The sequence below is a fragment of the Pseudonocardia sp. HH130630-07 genome, from assembly GCF_001698125.1.
Lineage (GTDB): Bacteria > Actinomycetota > Actinomycetes > Mycobacteriales > Pseudonocardiaceae > Pseudonocardia.
The window spans coordinates 1,319,769-1,335,709 of sequence record NZ_CP013854.1; the positions used below are offsets into that span (position 1 = coordinate 1,319,769).

12 protein-coding genes are annotated in these 15,941 nt (G+C 73.3%); 6 read left to right on the forward strand and 6 right to left on the reverse strand.

The window, feature by feature from the left end; translation table 11 throughout:
• Positions 1–22: 22 nt before the first annotated feature.
• Together tsaD and AFB00_RS06325 are read right to left on the reverse strand one after the other, a co-directional pair.
• Entirely contained in the window at positions 23–1,132 is a 1,110-nt protein-coding gene (gene tsaD / locus AFB00_RS06320; protein WP_068800055.1) for a tRNA (adenosine(37)-N6)-threonylcarbamoyltransferase complex transferase subunit TsaD, read from the reverse strand.
• A gap of 140 nt (positions 1,133–1,272) precedes the next feature.
• Positions 1,273–3,384, reverse strand: coding sequence for an ABC transporter ATP-binding protein (locus AFB00_RS06325; protein ID WP_068796451.1), 2,112 nt, complete (start codon positions 3,382–3,384; stop codon positions 1,273–1,275).
• Between the two features lie 238 nt (positions 3,385–3,622).
• On the opposite strand from AFB00_RS06325, the gene AFB00_RS06330 reads away from it, so the two are divergent.
• The 5 genes from AFB00_RS06330 to AFB00_RS06350 all read left to right on the forward strand — a co-directional run bounded on the left by AFB00_RS06330 (position 3,623) and on the right by AFB00_RS06350 (position 9,311).
• Entirely contained in the window at positions 3,623–5,236 is a 1,614-nt protein-coding gene (locus AFB00_RS06330; protein ID WP_083275315.1) for a peptide ABC transporter substrate-binding protein, read from the forward strand.
• Positions 5,237–5,349: 113 nt separating this feature from the next.
• Positions 5,350–6,276, forward strand: a complete 927-nt coding sequence (locus AFB00_RS06335) for an ABC transporter permease (protein WP_068796453.1) — start codon at positions 5,350–5,352, stop codon at positions 6,274–6,276.
• Positions 6,269–7,222 (forward strand): ABC transporter permease, encoded by a 954-nt coding sequence (locus AFB00_RS06340; protein ID WP_068796454.1) that lies wholly within the window; start codon positions 6,269–6,271, stop codon positions 7,220–7,222. The genes AFB00_RS06335 and AFB00_RS06340 overlap by 8 nt, the downstream gene beginning before the upstream one ends.
• On the forward strand, positions 7,222–8,253 hold the full coding sequence (locus AFB00_RS06345; RefSeq protein ID WP_068796455.1) for an ABC transporter ATP-binding protein: 1,032 nt from the start codon (positions 7,222–7,224) through the stop codon (positions 8,251–8,253). The genes AFB00_RS06340 and AFB00_RS06345 overlap by 1 nt, the downstream gene beginning before the upstream one ends.
• Positions 8,250–9,311, forward strand: a complete 1,062-nt coding sequence (locus tag AFB00_RS06350) for an ABC transporter ATP-binding protein (RefSeq protein WP_068796456.1) — start codon at positions 8,250–8,252, stop codon at positions 9,309–9,311. The genes AFB00_RS06345 and AFB00_RS06350 overlap by 4 nt, the downstream gene beginning before the upstream one ends.
• A gap of 55 nt (positions 9,312–9,366) precedes the next feature.
• Here the strand turns inward: AFB00_RS06350 and AFB00_RS06355 are convergent, their stop codons facing one another.
• On the reverse strand, positions 9,367–11,238 hold the full coding sequence (locus tag AFB00_RS06355; RefSeq protein ID WP_068796457.1) for an ABC transporter substrate-binding protein: 1,872 nt from the start codon (positions 11,236–11,238) through the stop codon (positions 9,367–9,369).
• 54 nt (positions 11,239–11,292) lie between these two features.
• A complete protein-coding gene (gene typA, locus AFB00_RS06360; RefSeq protein WP_068796458.1) occupies positions 11,293–13,200 on the reverse strand; it encodes a translational GTPase TypA in 1,908 nt (635 codons plus the stop codon).
• Positions 13,201–13,324: 124 nt separating this feature from the next.
• On the opposite strand from typA, the gene AFB00_RS33870 reads away from it, so the two are divergent.
• Positions 13,325–13,474, forward strand: a complete 150-nt coding sequence (locus tag AFB00_RS33870) for a hypothetical protein (RefSeq protein WP_197519766.1) — start codon at positions 13,325–13,327, stop codon at positions 13,472–13,474.
• Positions 13,475–13,653: 179 nt separating this feature from the next.
• Here the strand turns inward: AFB00_RS33870 and AFB00_RS33005 are convergent, their stop codons facing one another.
• Complete coding sequence (locus AFB00_RS33005; RefSeq protein WP_156819408.1) at positions 13,654–13,818, reverse strand: hypothetical protein; 165 nt, start codon at positions 13,816–13,818, stop codon at positions 13,654–13,656.
• 1,047 nt (positions 13,819–14,865) lie between these two features.
• Positions 14,866–15,738, reverse strand: coding sequence for a hypothetical protein (locus AFB00_RS06365; RefSeq protein WP_068796459.1), 873 nt, complete (start codon positions 15,736–15,738; stop codon positions 14,866–14,868).
• Positions 15,739–15,941: the final 203 nt, after the last annotated feature.

Sequence of the window (15,941 nt, forward strand, 5' to 3'; positions counted from 1 at the left end):
GCGCGGGGGACACCGGAGGAGCTTACGAGGCGGTGGCCGGCCGGGCCGCGACCGAGGTCGGCAGGGCGAACGCCGCGGCCTCGCCGGTCGCCGGGGCGGCCGGGACCGACGCGCCGGTCAGCGGGACGGTCGGCACCGCCGTCGACGCCAGCCCGGCGGGCTCGGCCCCGGAGCGGACGAGCAGGTCCCCCAGCGCGGCGATCATCGCGCCGTTGTCGGTGCACAGCCGCGGCGCAGGGACCCGCAGGGTGATGCCGGCACCGGCGCAGGCCCGCTCCATCTCCGTGCGCAGCACCCGGTTCGCCGCCACCCCGCCGACCATCAGCAGCGTGTCGGCACCGCGTTCGCGGCAGGCCCGCAACGCCTTGCGCACCAGCACGTCCACGACGGCCATCTGGAACGACGCCGCGACGTCGGCGGTCCCGACCGCGCGGCCGGCGTCCTGGGCCGACTCGACGTGCCGGGCGACGGCCGTCTTCAGCCCGGAGAAGGAGAAGCCGAACGCCGCGTCCCGTGGCCCGGTCATCGGCCGCGGGAAGGCGATCGCCGCGGGGTCGCCGTCGAGCGCGGCCCGGGAGACCGACGGCCCGCCGGGATACGGGAGCCCCAGCAGCCGAGCGACCTTGTCGAAGGCCTCCCCCGCCGCGTCGTCGACGGTGTCGCCGAGGTGCTCCACCGGGTCCCGCGCGAGATCACCCAGCGCGAGCAGCGAGGTGTGCCCGCCGGAGACGATCAGGCAGACGCACCGCGGCGGCAACGGCCCGTGCTCCAGCACGTCGACGGCGGCGTGCCCGGCGAGGTGGTGCACCCCGTACAGCGGGACGTCCAGCGCCGCCGCGTAGGCCTTGGCCGCCGCGACCCCGACGTGCAGCGCCGGGGACAGCCCGGGCCCGGCCGTGACGGCGACCGCGTCGACGTCGGCCAGCGACACCCCGGCGGCGTCGACGGCGGCGCGCACCATCGGCGTCACGGCGCTGACGTGGGCCCGCGCCGCGATCTCCGGGACGACACCGCCGAAGCGGGTGTGCTCGTCCGCCGACGAGGCGAGGCCCTCACCGAGCAGCACGCCGTCCCGGACGAGCCCGGCCCCGGTCTCGTCGCACGACGTCTCGATCCCCAGTACCAGCGACACGCCGGGGATTGTCCCACCGGCCGGGAACGGCAGCGCAGGGCCGTGTCCCGCGGGGCGGCCGGCCACGGTGCCGGGTCCTGCCGGGTCACCCGGCTGCCGGGCCCGGAGCCACCATCGCGGGACGCCCGCCCGGGCGGTGCTCACACCCCGGCGAAGTGGCACGCCACCCGGTGCGACACGTCCGTCCCGGCCCGCAGCACCGGCCGCTCCTCCACGCACCGCCGCCGGTCGGTCCCGTCCAGCTGCGGCAGCTTCTGGCACCGGGTCCGAAACCGGCAGCCCGACGGCGGATCGGCCGGGTCGGGCACGTCCCCGCCGAGCACGATCCGCTCCCGCTCCCGTTCCGCGCGCGGGTCCGGGACCGGGGCCGCCGAGATCAGCGCGCGGGTGTAGGGGTGGCGGGGGTCGGCGAACAGGTCGTCCCGGCCGGCCGTCTCGACGATCTCGCCGAGGTACATGACCGCGACCCGGTCCGCGACGTGGCGCACCACGGACAGGTCGTGGGTGATGAACAGGTAGCCGAGGCCGGCGTCGCGCTGCAGCTGCTCCAGCAGGTTCAGCACCTGGGCCCGGACGGAGACGTCCAGCGCGGAGACCGGCTCGTCGAGCACCACGAACGACGGGTCGAGCGCGATCGCCCTGGCGATGCCGACCCGCTGCAACTGCCCGCCGGACAGCTCGTGCGGGTACCGGCCGGCGTGCTCGGCGGCGAGGCCGACCGTCTCCAGCAGGTCCGGGACCGTCGACGCGGTCGGCTGGCCGCCGAGCAGGGTGTACTTCTCGGCGAGGATCGCGCCGACCGTCATCCGCGGGTTGAGCGATCCGGACGGGTCCTGGAACACGATCTGCATGTCCGCCCGGGCCCGGCGCAGCTCGTCCCGGGACAGTGCGGTCACCTCGCGGTCGCCGACGCGCACGGTGCCCGACGTCGGCTCCAGCAGCCGGAGGATCGCCCTCGCGGTGGTCGACTTGCCGCAGCCGGACTCGCCGACGAGGGCCAGCGTCTCCCCCGCGCCGATCTCCAGGTCGATCCCGTCGACGGCCCGTACGACGCCGGCCGGCCGCCGGAACGCCCGCCCGCCGCGGACCGGGAAGGTCCTGGTGAGGCCCCGGACCTCGAGCACGGCCCGCTCCGCGACGGCGCCGGGCGCGACCACGGGCTCCGCTTCCGCGGCCACGGCGGCCACGCGGACGCCCGGCACGGACTGTTCCAGGGCCGGTTCCACCGGGGTCGCGACGGCGGCCGCCACCCGGTCGGTGTGCCGGCAGGCGTGCCGGTGCCCCGAGCGCCCGGCCGGCCCGACGAGCGGGGGCACCGTGTCCGTGCACTCCGCCGTCGCGAACCGGCAGCGCGGATGGAACGCGCAGCCCGGCGGGAGGTGCGCCGGGTCCGGCGGCCGGCCGGGGATCGGCTCCAGCTTCGCCGGGCGGGCCCGGTCGATCCGGGACAGCGCGGCGAGCAGGCCGTGGGTGTAGGCGTGCCGGGGCTCGGCGAAGATCTCCTCGCAGGGCGCGGTCTCGACCACCCGCCCGCCGTACATGACGACGATCCGGTCGGCGTGCGCGGCGACCAGCCCGAGGTCGTGGGTGATCAGGACGATCGCGGTGCCGCGCCGGTCCTGCAGCCGCGCCAGCAGGTCCATGATCTGGGCCTGGACCGTCACGTCGAGCGCCGTCGTCGGTTCGTCGGCGATGAGCACCTTCGGGTCGTTGGCCAGCGCCGTCGCGATCAGGACGCGTTGCCGCATGCCGCCGGAGAACTCGTGCGGGTACTGCCGCGACCGGGTCGCGGGATCGGCGATACCGACCTCACCGAGCAGGTCGACGGCCCGGCGGCGGGCGGCCGCCCGGCCGGTGCCGCGGTCGTGCGCCCGGATCGCCTCGGCGATCTGGTCACCGACGGTGTACACCGGGTTGAGCGCGGTCAGCGGGTCCTGGACGACCATCGCCACCTCCGCCCCGCGCACCTCGCGCCGGCGGGCCTCGGGCAGCGTCAGCAGCGAGCGTCCCTGGAGCAGGACCTCCCCGCCGGCCACGGTCGCCGAGGGCGGGACGAGCCCGAGCAGGCTCAGCGCCGACACCGACTTGCCCGATCCGGACTCGCCGACGATCGCGAGTGTCTCCCCGCGGTCCACGTGCCAGCTCACGCCGTTCACCGCGCGGACCGGGTCCGAGCCGCCACCGAAGTGGACGTGCAGGTCGCGGACCTCGAGCAGATGCTCGCTCAGCGTCGTCACCCCCGTCGAGGACACGACACCCCCGGCCGCTCCTCCGGACGAGGGTAGTTCCCGGTCCCGTGATGACGTCCCGCGCGATTCCCGCAATGATCGCCACGGTGCGTACGTGCGCGATAACGTGCAGCAGCCTCTGGACGTCCGCGCAATTAAACTGTTACACCCGTACCACTTCTGGACGGTTACTGTCCGGGAAACCAGTGTTCGTCCCCCGGCCGTCCCCACCCACACGGCGGCCCCACCGAAGTGGAACCTGATGCGATCACGCAGAGTAGCGGCGCTCCTCGCGCTCTCCCTGTCCACCACGCTCGTGCTCAGTGCCTGTGGCGGGGGCGGAGGTGGCGAGGCCGCGGACGGCGGGGCCGCCACGGTCTCCGTCTTCGGGACCGAGCCGGAGAACACCCTGATCCCCGGCAACACCAACGAGACCGGCGGCGGCAAGATCGTCGACGCGATGTGGGACGGGCTGGTCGACTACTCCGCCGACGGCACCGTGTCCAACCTCGTCGCGCAGTCGATCGAGACGACCGACTCGAAGACGTTCACCATCACGCTGAACGAGGGCTGGACGTTCCACGACGGCACCCCGGTGCTGGCGAAGAACTTCGTCGACGCCTGGAACTACACCGCCTACAGCCCGAACGGCCTGGCGAACGCGAGCTTCTTCGCCAACGTCGCCGGCTACGCCGACGTGCACCCGGCGGACGAGAACGCCCAGCCCACGGCGCAGACCATGTCCGGGCTGAAGGTCGTCGACGACCGCACGTTCACCGTCGAGCTGTCCGGCCCGTCGGCGATCTTCCCGACGACGCTGGGCTACACGGTCTTCTACCCGCTGCCCGACTCGTTCTTCGCCGACCGCGCCGCGTTCGAGCAGAACCCGATCGGCAACGGCGCGTTCCGCTACGAGTCCCGCCAGCCGAACCAGAACGTGATGCTGACCCGCTACGACCAGTACGCCGGGCCGCAGAAGCCCAGCATCGGCGGCGTCGAGTTCCGGATCTACGGCGACAGCCAGGCCGCCTACCAGGACGTCGTGAGCGGCAACCTCGACTTCCTCGACACGATCCCCGGCTCCTTCCTGGTCGACGACCTGTACAAGACCGACCTGCCCGAGCGCAGCGGCTCCCAGCCGTACCAGTCGATCAACACCATGTCGTTCCCGCTCTACGACCAGCGGTACTCCGACGTGCGGCTGCGCCAGGCCATCTCGATGGCCGTCGACCGCCAGGCGATCGCGGACACCGTGTACAGCGGCTCGGTCGAGCCGGCCGACGGCTTCGTCCCGCGCAACGTCCCGGGCCGCGCCGAGAACCAGTGCGGCGAGCTCTGCACCTTCCAGCCCGAGAAGGCCAAGCAGCTGTTCACCGAGTCCGGGTTCACCGGGCCGATCGAGCTGATCTCCAACGTCGACTCCGCGATCAACCAGGAGTGGATGCAGGCCGCCTGCGTCAGCATCACCAACGCGCTGGGCGCCGAGTGCCGGTTCGTGCCGGTGCCGACGTTCGCCGAGTTCCTGACCCAGCGTGACCAGGAAGAGCTGACCGGCATCTTCCGGACCGGCTGGATCGCGGACTACCCGTCGATCGAGAACTTCCTCAACCCGATCTACCGGGTCGGCGGCGCCGCCAACGACGCCAAGTACAACAGCCCGCAGTTCGAGCAGCTGATGGCCCGCGGCGACACCGCCCCGACGCTGCCCGAGGCCGAGGCGGCCTGGCAGGAGGCCGAGCGCCAGCTGGTGAAGGACATGCCGTCGGTGCCGATCAACGACCAGTCCGCGCAGTTCGGCTGGTCCGAGCGGCTGCAGAACGCGCAGCTCAGCTTCCGCCGCGAGCTGGACCTCAGCACGGTGACCGTCACCGAGTAGGCCCGGTCGCGCCGTCGGCGCCCGACTCACACCGGCGGCCGGGCCACCAGCCCGGCCGCCGGTCCGTGCGTGGTGCGGCCCACCGGCCGCACCCGATGACCCGGAGGTGAACCGTGGGACGGTATGTCCTGCGACGACTCCTGCAGCTGGTGCCGGTCTTCCTCGGCACCACGTTCCTGATCTACATGCTGGTCTGGGCCGTCCCCGGCGACCCGCTGGCCGGCAAGTGCGGCGCGCGTGCGTGCCCGGAGTCCTACGTCGCGGCCGTCGAGGCCGAGTACGGGCTCGACCAGCCCGTGATCATCCAGTACTTCAACTACCTCGGGAACCTGCTGACCGGTGACTTCGGCCAGACGTTCTCCGGCATCTCGGTCAGCGAGCTGATCGCCGACGCCTACCCGGTCACGATCCGGCTGGCCATCATGGCCCTGCTCATCCAGTCGGTCATCGGGCTCACCGCCGGGGTGCTCTCCGGCCTGCGCCCGGGCGGCTACGTCGACAACGTCGTGCTCGCCTCGACGCTGTTCCTCGTCGCGGTCCCGGTGTTCGTGACCGGCTACGTGCTGCAGACCGTCCTCGGCCTGCGGCTGGGGATCATCTCGCCGACGGTCTCCTCCAGCGCGAGCTGGAGTGAGCTGATCGTCCCGGGCTACGTGCTGGGCAGCCTGTCCATGGCCTACGTGGCCCGGCTGACCCGGACCTCGATCGCCGAGAACATGCGGGCCGACTACGTCCGCACCGCGGTCGCCAAGGGGCTGAGCCGGCGCCGCGTGGTCGGCGTGCACCTGCTGCGGAACTCGGCGATCCCGGTCGTCACGTTCCTCGGCGCCGACTTCGGCTCGCTGATGGCCGGGGCCATCGTCACCGAGGGCATCTTCAACATCCGCGGCATCGGCGGGCTGGTCTTCGAGGCCATCCAGTCGGTCGAGGGGGTGATCGTCACCGGCGTCGTGGTCCTGCTGGTGCTGGTCTACCTGCTCGTCAACCTGCTCGTGGACGTCGCCTACGCCCTCCTCGATCCAAGGATCCGCCTTGACTGACCCGAACACCGTCGCGACGGCTCAGCCCGTCGCCGCGAGCGGCGCAGGCGACTCCGTCGGCCCGGCCGCCACCACCACAGCGACCCGCAGTCTCACCGCCGACGCCTGGTACGAACTGCGGCGCCGGCCCGTCTTCATCGTCGCCGCGTCCCTGATCGCCGTCCTGCTGGTGCTCGCGGCCTTCCCTCAGCTGTTCACCTCGGTCGACCCGACGGTCGGCGACCTGTCCCGGGCCCGCCAGGACCCGTCCGCCGAGGCCTGGTTCGGCTACGACAACCTCGGCCGCGACGTCTTCGCCCGCACCATCTACGGCACCCGGGTGTCGATCATCGTCGGCGTGCTCGCCACCACGCTCACCGTCGTGCTCGGCGCCATCATCGGCCTGATCGCCGGCTTCTCCGGCGGCTGGGTCGACACGGTGCTGTCCCGGGTCGCCGACGTCTTCTTCGGCGTGCCGTTCGTGCTCGGCGGCATCATCGTCCTGTCGACCTTCCGCAACTCGGTCGGCGGCGGCGTGATCGGCATCAGCACGCTCGTCATCGTGACCATCGCGCTGCTGTCCTGGCCGGTCTCGATGCGGATCATGCGCTCGGCCGCCATCGCCGCGCGCAGCCAGGACTACGTCAAGGCCGCACGCGGGCTCGGTGCGAGCCCGTGGCGGATCATCGTCAAGCACATGCTGCCGAACACCATCGCCCCGGTGCTGGTGTACGCGACGATCGCACTGGGCGCGTTCATCGGCGTCGAGGCGACGCTGTCGTACCTCGGCATCGGCCTGCGCGACCCCGTCGTCTCCTGGGGCGTGATGATCAGCGAGGCGCAGAGCTTCATCCGCACCTCACCGCACCTGCTCCTGTTCCCCGGCGCGTTCCTCGTCGTGACCGTGCTGGCGTTCGTGCTGCTCGGTGACGCGGTGCGCGACGCCTTCGACCCGAAGGGACGCTGATGAGCGCGCAGCAGAGTGCGCCGCACACGACCCCCGTTCCGGACGGCGCGTCCCCGCCGCTGCTGGAGGTCGAGGACCTGCACGTCGAGTTCCACACCCGCGACGGGGTGGCGACCGTGCTGAACGGCGTGAGCTACCACGTCGGCGCCGGGGAGACGCTCGCCGTGCTGGGCGAGTCCGGCTCCGGCAAGTCGGTCACCGCGAACACGGTGATGGGCATCCTGCCCGTGCCACCGGCGAAGGTGACCGCGGGCGCGATCCGCTACCGCGGCGAGGACCTGCTCACCGCGAGCGACGAGCGGCGCCGCGACCTGCGCGGCGAGCACATCGCGATGATCTTCCAGGACGCGCTGTCCGCGCTGAACCCGGTGTTCACCGTCGGGTTCCAGATCGCCGAGCAGCTGCGCACCCGCCGGGGCATGAGCAAGCGCGACGCCCGGGCCAGGGCCGTCGAGCTGCTGGACATGGTCGGGATCCCCGGCGCCAAGCAGCGGATCACCAGCTTCCCGCACGAGTTCTCCGGCGGGATGCGGCAGCGCGTCATGATCGCGATGTCGCTGGCGCTGGACCCGGACGTGCTGATCGCCGACGAGCCGACCACCGCCCTGGACGTCACCGTGCAGGCCCAGATCATGGACCTGCTCTCGGAGATCCAGCGCGAGCGGGAGATGGGGCTGATCCTCATCACCCACGACCTGGGCGTCGTCGCCGAGGTCGCCGACCGGATCGCGGTGATGTACGCGGGCCGGATCGTGGAGCAGGCCGGGGTGCACGAGCTGTACGCGAAGCCCTGCCACCCCTACACCGAGGCGCTGCTGGCCTCGATCCCGCGGCTGGACACCAAGGGCACCGAGCTGCGGGCGATCAGCGGCCTGCCGCCGACACTGACCCGGATCCCGAGCGGCTGCCCGTTCCACCCGCGCTGCCCGCGCGCGGCGGACAGCTGCCGGGAGATCGACCCGCCGCTGCTGGCGCTGCCCGGTGGGCGTGCCTCGGCGTGCCTGTTCGCCGAGGAGCTGGCCGGACGATGAGCACCCCCGAACCGACCGCGACACCCCACCACGACACCGCCGCCCGTCCCACCGGGGAGCCGATCCTCGAGGTCGACGGCCTGGTCAAGCACTTCCCGGTCAAGATCGGTGCGGTCGTCAAGCGCACCGTCGGGCACGTCAAGGCCGTGGACGGGGTCTCGTTCACCCTGAACAAGGGCGAGACGCTCGGCGTCGTCGGCGAGTCCGGCTGCGGCAAGTCGACGCTGGCCCAGGTCCTGATGCGGCTGGAGCCGCCGACCGCCGGGTCGGTCCGCTTCCACGGCGAGGACATCTTCGGCAAGCGCGGGGCCGAGTTGAAGGCGCTGCGCCGCCAGATGCAGATCGTGCTGCAGGACCCGTACACCTCGCTCAACCCGCGGATGACGGTCGCCGACATCATCGGCGAGCCCTTCGAGATCCACCCCGAGGTGGCGCCGAAGGGCGACCGGCAGGCCAAGGTGCAGGAGCTGCTCGACGTCGTCGGGCTCAACCCCGACTTCGTCAACCGCTACCCGCACCAGTTCTCCGGCGGTCAGCGCCAGCGGATCGGGATCGCCAGGGCGCTCGCGCTGCGCCCCGAGGTGATCATCTGTGACGAGCCGGTGTCGGCACTGGACGTCTCGATCCAGGCGCAGGTGATGAACCTGCTGGGGACGCTGCAGCGCGAGTTCGGCCTGTCCTACATCTTCATCGCCCACGACCTGTCGGTCGTGCGGCACCTGTCGGACCGGGTCGGCGTGATGTACCTGGGGAAGATGGTGGAGCTCGGCACCGAGGACGAGATCTACGCCCGGGCGGCGCACCCGTACACCCAGGCGCTGCTGTCCGCGGTCCCGGTACCGGACCCCGGTGCCCGGGAGGCACGGGCCCGGATCCGGCTCACCGGCGACGTCCCCAGCCCGGTGGACCCGCCCAGCGGCTGCCGGTTCCGCACGCGGTGCTGGAAGGCGACCGAGATCTGCTCCACCGAGGAGCCGCTGCTGCAGGTCCGTTCCGGCGGCGGGGGCCACCTGTCCGCGTGTCACCACGCGCACGCGGAGAACCTGCTCCCCGGCTGAGCGCACGCGTACTCCGGTGTGGTGGCCGGGCGAGGGGCCACCACACCGGGCGGGCTCAGTTGCCGGGATCCCCCGGCTGCTTCGAGATCTTCTCCTCGGCCGAGCCCTCCGGCTCCGCCCAGGTGCGGGCGCTGCTCATCGGGCCGGTCCGGATCGGGCCGGGGGTCACCCGCGTCGCGGCGTCGGTCTCCCGGCTGCTGACGACGAGCCCCTGGGGCTGGTACAGCGGCAGCGCCGGGAGCTGGCGCCACAGCACCCGCTCGGCCTCGGCCACCCGGGCGGGGTCGGCCGGCCCGGTCAGCAGCTCGTCGAGCAACGGCTGCAGGGTCGGGAAGCACGACATCCCCGGCAGGTCCTCGGGCACGTCCTCGGGCGGGCAGCCGTAGTCCGACCCCAGGCGGGGCCCGATCGCCCCGTACGCCGGACGGGACGCCACCAGGACGTCGACCGGCACGGCCGAGCCGTCCTCGGGGCCGTTCGTCGGCGTCGCGGACGTCATGGGGGTCCCGGACGTCGGGGCGGCCGGTGCGGGGGTCGCGGGCGGGGCGCCGCCGGGGGCGGGGGTGGTGCTCGGTGCGCCGGGCACCGCGCTCGGGGTGGGCGTCGTCGGTGCGACGCTCGCGCTGGTCAGCAGCTCCCGTCCGGAGGGGGCGACGATCGTGGCGCCGATCCCGCCGGCCCGCAGCTGCTCGGCGACGACCCGGGCGATCTCCACGTCCTCGGTCCGCTCGGATCCGGCGCCGACCACCACCGACAGCGGGCGGCCGCCGAGGGTCCACCGGTCGTCGGCACCGCGGACGTAGCCGGCCTCGGTGAACGCCCGCTGCGCCGCCGCCGGATCCGGCCGCGCCGGGGCACCCGGCGGGGCCGACGGGGTGTACCCCGCGTCGGACGGGGCGAGGCCGAACGCGTCGACCTGCGCCGCGTCCGGGTTGACCCGCTGCCGGACGGCGGCGCGGTCCAGCACCGCCGCGAGGCCCTCACGCACCCGCGGGTCGGCCAGCGGGCCGTCCTGGGTGCGGAACGCCAGCTGCTGCACCGACGGCCGTGGTGCCCGCTGGACCTTCGGGGGCTCCGCCGAGCCGGCGAGCACGTCGAGCGCCCGGGTGATCTCCGGACGGGCGTCGGGCAGCGCGAGGTCGACGCCCTGGCTCTCCAGCGCCGTCGGGAGCGTGTTCGCCGGGATGGTCCGCAGGATCATCTCGTCCAGGACGGCCGAGGTGTCCCAGTACGGGTCGTTACGGACCAGCAGCACCTCGCCGCGCAGCCGGTCGACCTGCATCAGCCGGAACGGGCCGCCGGAGGCGGGTACCCCGTTCGCGAACGGCGCGGTCCAGCCACCCGGCGCGTCCTTCAGCAGGTGCGCGGGCAGCAGGTTGTCGAACAGCTCCTGCCAGTGCGGGTAGGGCTCGCGGAAGACGACGTCGACGGCCTTGCCCGCGGCCCGTGACCGTACGTCGGTGATCTCGCGGTAGCCGGCCGCGCCGATGGTGTTCGGCTGGCTGCGCATCTGGTCGGCGAGGTAGACGAAGTCCTCGGCGGCGATCGGTGCGCCGGTGGACCAGCCCGCCTCGACGTTGAGCTCGTAGCTGACCGTGAACGGGCTCTGCGAGGTGACCGTCGCCGACGTCGCGACGGTCCGGTCGAGCTGCAGGTTCCCCTGCGCGTCCGGCCGGAACACCGACGGCAGCGCGAGCGCGGCGATCGCCGTGGTCGCGGTCGACTGGTCCGAGCGCAGGTGCGGGTTGAACCCGGCACCCAGCTCGTCGATGCCGGCCACCACCCGGCTCGGGGCGGTGACCGGCTCGGTCGGCTGGTCGATGTCCGGCGGCGGGGCCGGCTGCGGGTCCGCGGAGCACGCGGTCAGCCCCAGCAGCCCCGCCAACAGCAGGGCGGGGAGCGCCCGGATTCCTCGACGTGCTCTCACGGTCGCAGTATCCCCGTCCCGTTCACCGGCCCCGCCGGACGGGGTCCGCCCGGCTCACTTCGCCGCGTTCGCCGCCGCCTTCGCCCGCGAGCGGGCGCGGGCCCGCAGGTTCGGGTCCAGCTCGATCTTGCGGATCCGGACGTTCTGCGGGGTGATCTCGACGCACTCGTCGGGCGCGCAGAACTCCAGCGACTGCTCCAGGCTCAGGATCGTCGGCGGGATCAGCTTGACCAGCACGTCCGACGTCGAGGACCGCACGTTCGAGAGCTTCTTCTCCCGGGTGATGTTGACCTCGAGGTCCTCGTTGCGGGTGTACTCGCCGACGACCATGCCGCCGTAGACCAGGGTGGTCGGGCCGACGAACAGGGTGCCGCGGTCGGACAGCTGGTCGACGGCGTGCCCGGTGACGGGGCCGCTGCGGTCGGAGATCAGCGAGCCCTTGTTGCGGGTGCGGATCTCGCCGACCCACGGGCCGTAGCTGTCGAAGACGTGGCTGGCGATGCCGGCCCCGCGGGTCAGCGTGAGGAACTCGGTCCGGAAGCCGATCAGGCCGCGCGCCGGGACCCGGAACTCCATCCGTACCCGGCCCTCGCCGTGCACCATGTCGCCCATCTCGCCCTTGCGGGCGGCGAGCAGCTGGGTGACACCGCCGAGGCTGTCCTCCGGGACGTCCACCGAGAGCTGCTCGAACGGCTCGTGCAGCTTGCCGTCGATGGTCTTCGTGACGACCTGCGGGCGACCGACGGTGAGCTCGAAGCCCTCCCGGCGCATCTGCTCGACCAGGACGGCGAGGGCCAGCTCGCCACGGCCCTGGACCTCCCAGGCGTCCGGACGGTCGGTCGGCAGCACCCGGATGGACACGTTGCCGATCAGCTCGGAGTCCAGCCGGTTCTTCACCAGCCGGGCGGTCAGCTTCTTGCCGGGCAGCGGGTCGCGGCCGGCCAGCGGCGAGGTGTTGGTGCCGATCGTCATCGAGATGGCGGGCTCGTCGACGGCGATCCGCGGCAGCGCCACGGGGGCGTCGGGGTCGGCGAGGGTGTCGCCGATGGTGACGTCGGCGATCCCGGCGACGGCGACCAGGTCACCGGCGCGGGCCTCCTCGGCCGGGACGCGGGTGAGGGCCTCGGTCATCATCAGCTCGGTGATCCGGACCCGCGGGGTGCTGCCGTCCTCCCGGCACCAGGCGACGGACTGGCCGCGACGGACCGCGCCGCCCCGGATCCGGCAGAGCGCGATCCGGCCCAGGAAGCTGGACGCGTCGAGGTTGGTGACGTGCATCTGCAGCGGCGCGGACGGGTCGTCGGCCGGCGGCGGGACGACGTCGAGCAGCGTCTCGAACAGCGGGGTCAGGTCCTCGGAGTCGGGCAGCTCGCCGTCGGCGGGGCGGTGCCGCGAGGCCTTGCCGGCCCGCCCGGAGGCGTAGACGACCGGCAGGTCCAGCAGGTGCGCGGTGACCGACTCGTCGAGGTCGAGCTCGTCGGCCAGCTCCAGCAGCAGTTCGAGGGACTCGTCGACGACCTCGGAGATCCGGGCGTCACCGCGGTCGGTCTTGTTGACGACCAGCATCACCGGCAGCCCGGCGGCGAGGGTCTTGCGGAGCACGAACCGGGTCTGCGGCAGCGGGCCCTCGGACGCGTCGACCAGCAGCACCACGCCGTCCACCATGGACAGGCCGCGCTCGACCTCACCGCCGAAGTCGGCGTGGCCGGGGGTGTCGACGACGTTGACCGTGTACCCGTGCCAGGCCACCGCGGTGTGCTTGGCGAGGATCGTGATGCCCTTCTCGCGCTCCAGGTCACCGGAGTCCATGACCCGGTCGACCGGCTCGGCGCGCTCACCGAAGGCACCGGACTGGCGGAGCATCGCGTCGACGAGCGTGGTCTTGCCGTGGTCGACGTGCGCGACGATCGCCACGTTGCGCAGCTCGGGACGCCCCGTGGCGTCGGAGGCGGCATCGGGCACTGCGTCGCTCCCGATGGCGGGGGCAACGTCGAGGGCCGAAGCGGAACGAGGGATGGTCACATCACCACGGTATCGCCAGCAACCCCTGTACCCTGCCGGTGGTGCAGGTTAGCCTGACCTCATCATGGGTAAGGTCAAGAAGAAGTGCTGCCGTTCCAAGCCCAAACGATGCAAGTCGTGCCCGGTGGTCGCCCTCCGCCTGAGCAAGGTGGGGGCGGACGATCTGAGTGGCAAGGCCTACCAGCGCGCGGTGAAGGTCGCCCGGATCTACTGAACCCGGCACCACCCCGCTGAGCTGCACGGACGTGTCGTCTTGCGGGCGTGGTGCCCGCGCCGTAGGTGATCTTGGCGGCACGGTGGGCGGCCGGGCGTCCGGCTCGTACGGGGCGCCGGTGGGCCTCCGGGCGGAGGCCGGGAGCCGCGACGCCTCTGGTGCCCGGCGCATGGCCGGAATCACATCGTCGGGTGGGTCACCGGGGCCGGTCCGGGCTGCTGCGGCACCTCCTGGGTGGTGCCGCGGGCCGGTGGTACCCGGGCCGGGAACGTCACCGATGCGCGCGGGGCCGTCGCCACGCCGGGCAGGTGCCGATCATCGCCCGGCGCCGGACGCTCCCGCACGGTCCGGCATCCGCACGGTCCGGCCGCATCCGCACGGTGTTCAGGGACCCTCACGGGACCGGGCCCCGAGCCAGGGCTCGGAGTCCGTGCGGAGCCCGGTACCCGGTGCGGGACGCCCGATCTTCGGCTGTCGCCGTACCCGGTTCCCGGTCTCGGGGGTTCGCGTTTCGAGCGAGGCCATCGACCTCATGTGGGAGCGGCGACCTCCCGGTGCCACGTTCCGCGGAACGGGCCCGTGCTCCCGGTTCGGTGCGCTGTCACTCGTGGACCTTGTGCGGCCCGTGTCCGACGTACTGCCGGGTCGACGTTCATGCCAGGATGCTCGGCGGACCCTGCATCGTCGCTGGTCAGGAAGTGCGGTCCCCGCACACGCGGGGGTGGTCCCCCGCGGCCAGGCCGACGTTGCCGATCAGGGCGGCGGTCCCCGCATACGCGGGGGTGGTCCCCGCCCGTACAGCGTGTGTACGAGGAGCGGCACGCGGTCCCCGCATACGCGGGGGTATTCCAGGATCGAGTGGTCGAGCCCGCGCAGCGTGGCGCGGTCCCCGCACACGCGGGGGTGGTCCCCGGTTGATCAAGCGGTACGGGGCCGTCGCGCAGCGGTCCCCGCGCACGCGGGGGTGGTCCCGTCGCGATTCTCGCGGTTGGTCCTGCGTCGGTGTGGTCCCCCGCCCGCGACGACCTCATACCCGCCGGTGATCACGAGTCGGGAAGGAAACCGGCCACATCTGGCCGCACCGCTTCCCGATCCGTGATCACCGCGCACGCGGGGTGGGTCCGGGCTCCTGCAACCGGCGGAGCAGGCGATCGGATGGTCCCGCGGGCGCAGGTACCACCCCCGAACGACCCGCGGGCGGGACCGGGCACGGATCACGCCCCCGTCCCGGACGAACTGCGCGTCCGCACGGGTAACCGGATCCCGCACGAGACCGGGCCTCGTGCGGGATCCGGAACACCGTGCGGGATCCCGGAACGCCCGGGGCCGGGGTGCGGACACGCGGCGGCGTCGACGAGCAGGTCCGGCACCCCCAGGACGGGCGTCAGGGGTCAGCTGCTCGCGCGGGCCGAGGCGCCGCCGGGGTCCTGCGGGCGACCGGCCAGGGCCGCGCCGATGGCCTGCACCGTGGCGACCGGGCGCCGGATCGGGTCCGACGGATCCAGCGTGACCGTGTGCCAGCCGTGGCGCCGCAGCACCGCACGCCGCCACGCGGCACCGCAGGCGTCCGGGCCGGAGCCACCGCCCCGGATCTCGACGGCCACCCGTTCCCGAGGGAACGCCACCGGCAGGACGACGCCGGCGATCACGTGGTCGGTCCGCCAGCCCGGCACCCGGTGGCGGACGAGGAGTTCCCGGAGCCGGTGCCGGCCGTGGCCCACCGCGCGGTGCACCGCCGTCGCGAGCAGCCGGCCGGTGCGGGCGGAGCCGTGCGCGCCACCGGTACGGGCCTGGGCGAGCAGCAGCGCGTCCAGGCCGGGTGCGGGGCCGTCGGCCGCGCCGCACAGCATGCCCGTCAGCAGCTCCTCGCCCGCGATCCCGGGCTCCTGCACGGCCTGCAGCACGGCGGCGGCCGGGATCGCCACGGCGACCCCGGCGTGCTCGGTGACGTCGGCCGGGTCCGCGTCGCGGCGCCGCACCTGCACGCCCGGGCGGCTCCGCGGCGCCCGCCGCCGCGGCACCGTCACGACCACGGTGACCGGAGCGACCTCCAGCAGACCCCACCACCACGCGGCTGCGGCCCCGCTCAGCACCGCGCCGGCACCGGCCCACAGCACCGCGGCCCGCATCCGGCTCGCCTCCGTGAGCGGCCAGCGGGCGTCCCGGTACACCCGGGGGTGCGTCGGCACCCAGCGACGGACCGCGAGCCTGCGGTCGATCGCGTCGCACGACAACCCGAGCCGGACCGCCTGGGCCCTGGTCACGAGACCGCCCTGGGCGACGATCAGATCGTCGAGAGGTACCGGGCGGCGTCGCGACGCGGGCCCGCACCCGGCGGAACGCGGCGCGGAAACGCGGTGGGCCACCCCGTCGGACGGAGCGGCGCACGGCGGGAACGGGACGATGTGATCACGAGTCATGCGGCTTGGACGACGCCCGGGCCCGCCCGGTTCCACCCGATGTCGAA

Bases quoted from the DNA above. Each gene is read 5' to 3' on its own strand.
- AFB00_RS33870 (WP_197519766.1), top strand. From the start codon at position 13,325: ATGGGTAAGGTCAAGAAGAAGTGCTGCCGTTCCAAGCCCAAACGATGC.
- AFB00_RS06330 (WP_083275315.1), top strand. From the start codon at position 3,623: ATGCGATCACGCAGAGTAGCGGCGCTCCTCGCGCTCTCCCTGTCCACC.
- AFB00_RS06350 (WP_068796456.1), top strand. From the start codon at position 8,250: ATGAGCACCCCCGAACCGACCGCGACACCCCACCACGACACCGCCGCC.
- AFB00_RS06345 (WP_068796455.1), top strand. From the start codon at position 7,222: ATGAGCGCGCAGCAGAGTGCGCCGCACACGACCCCCGTTCCGGACGGC.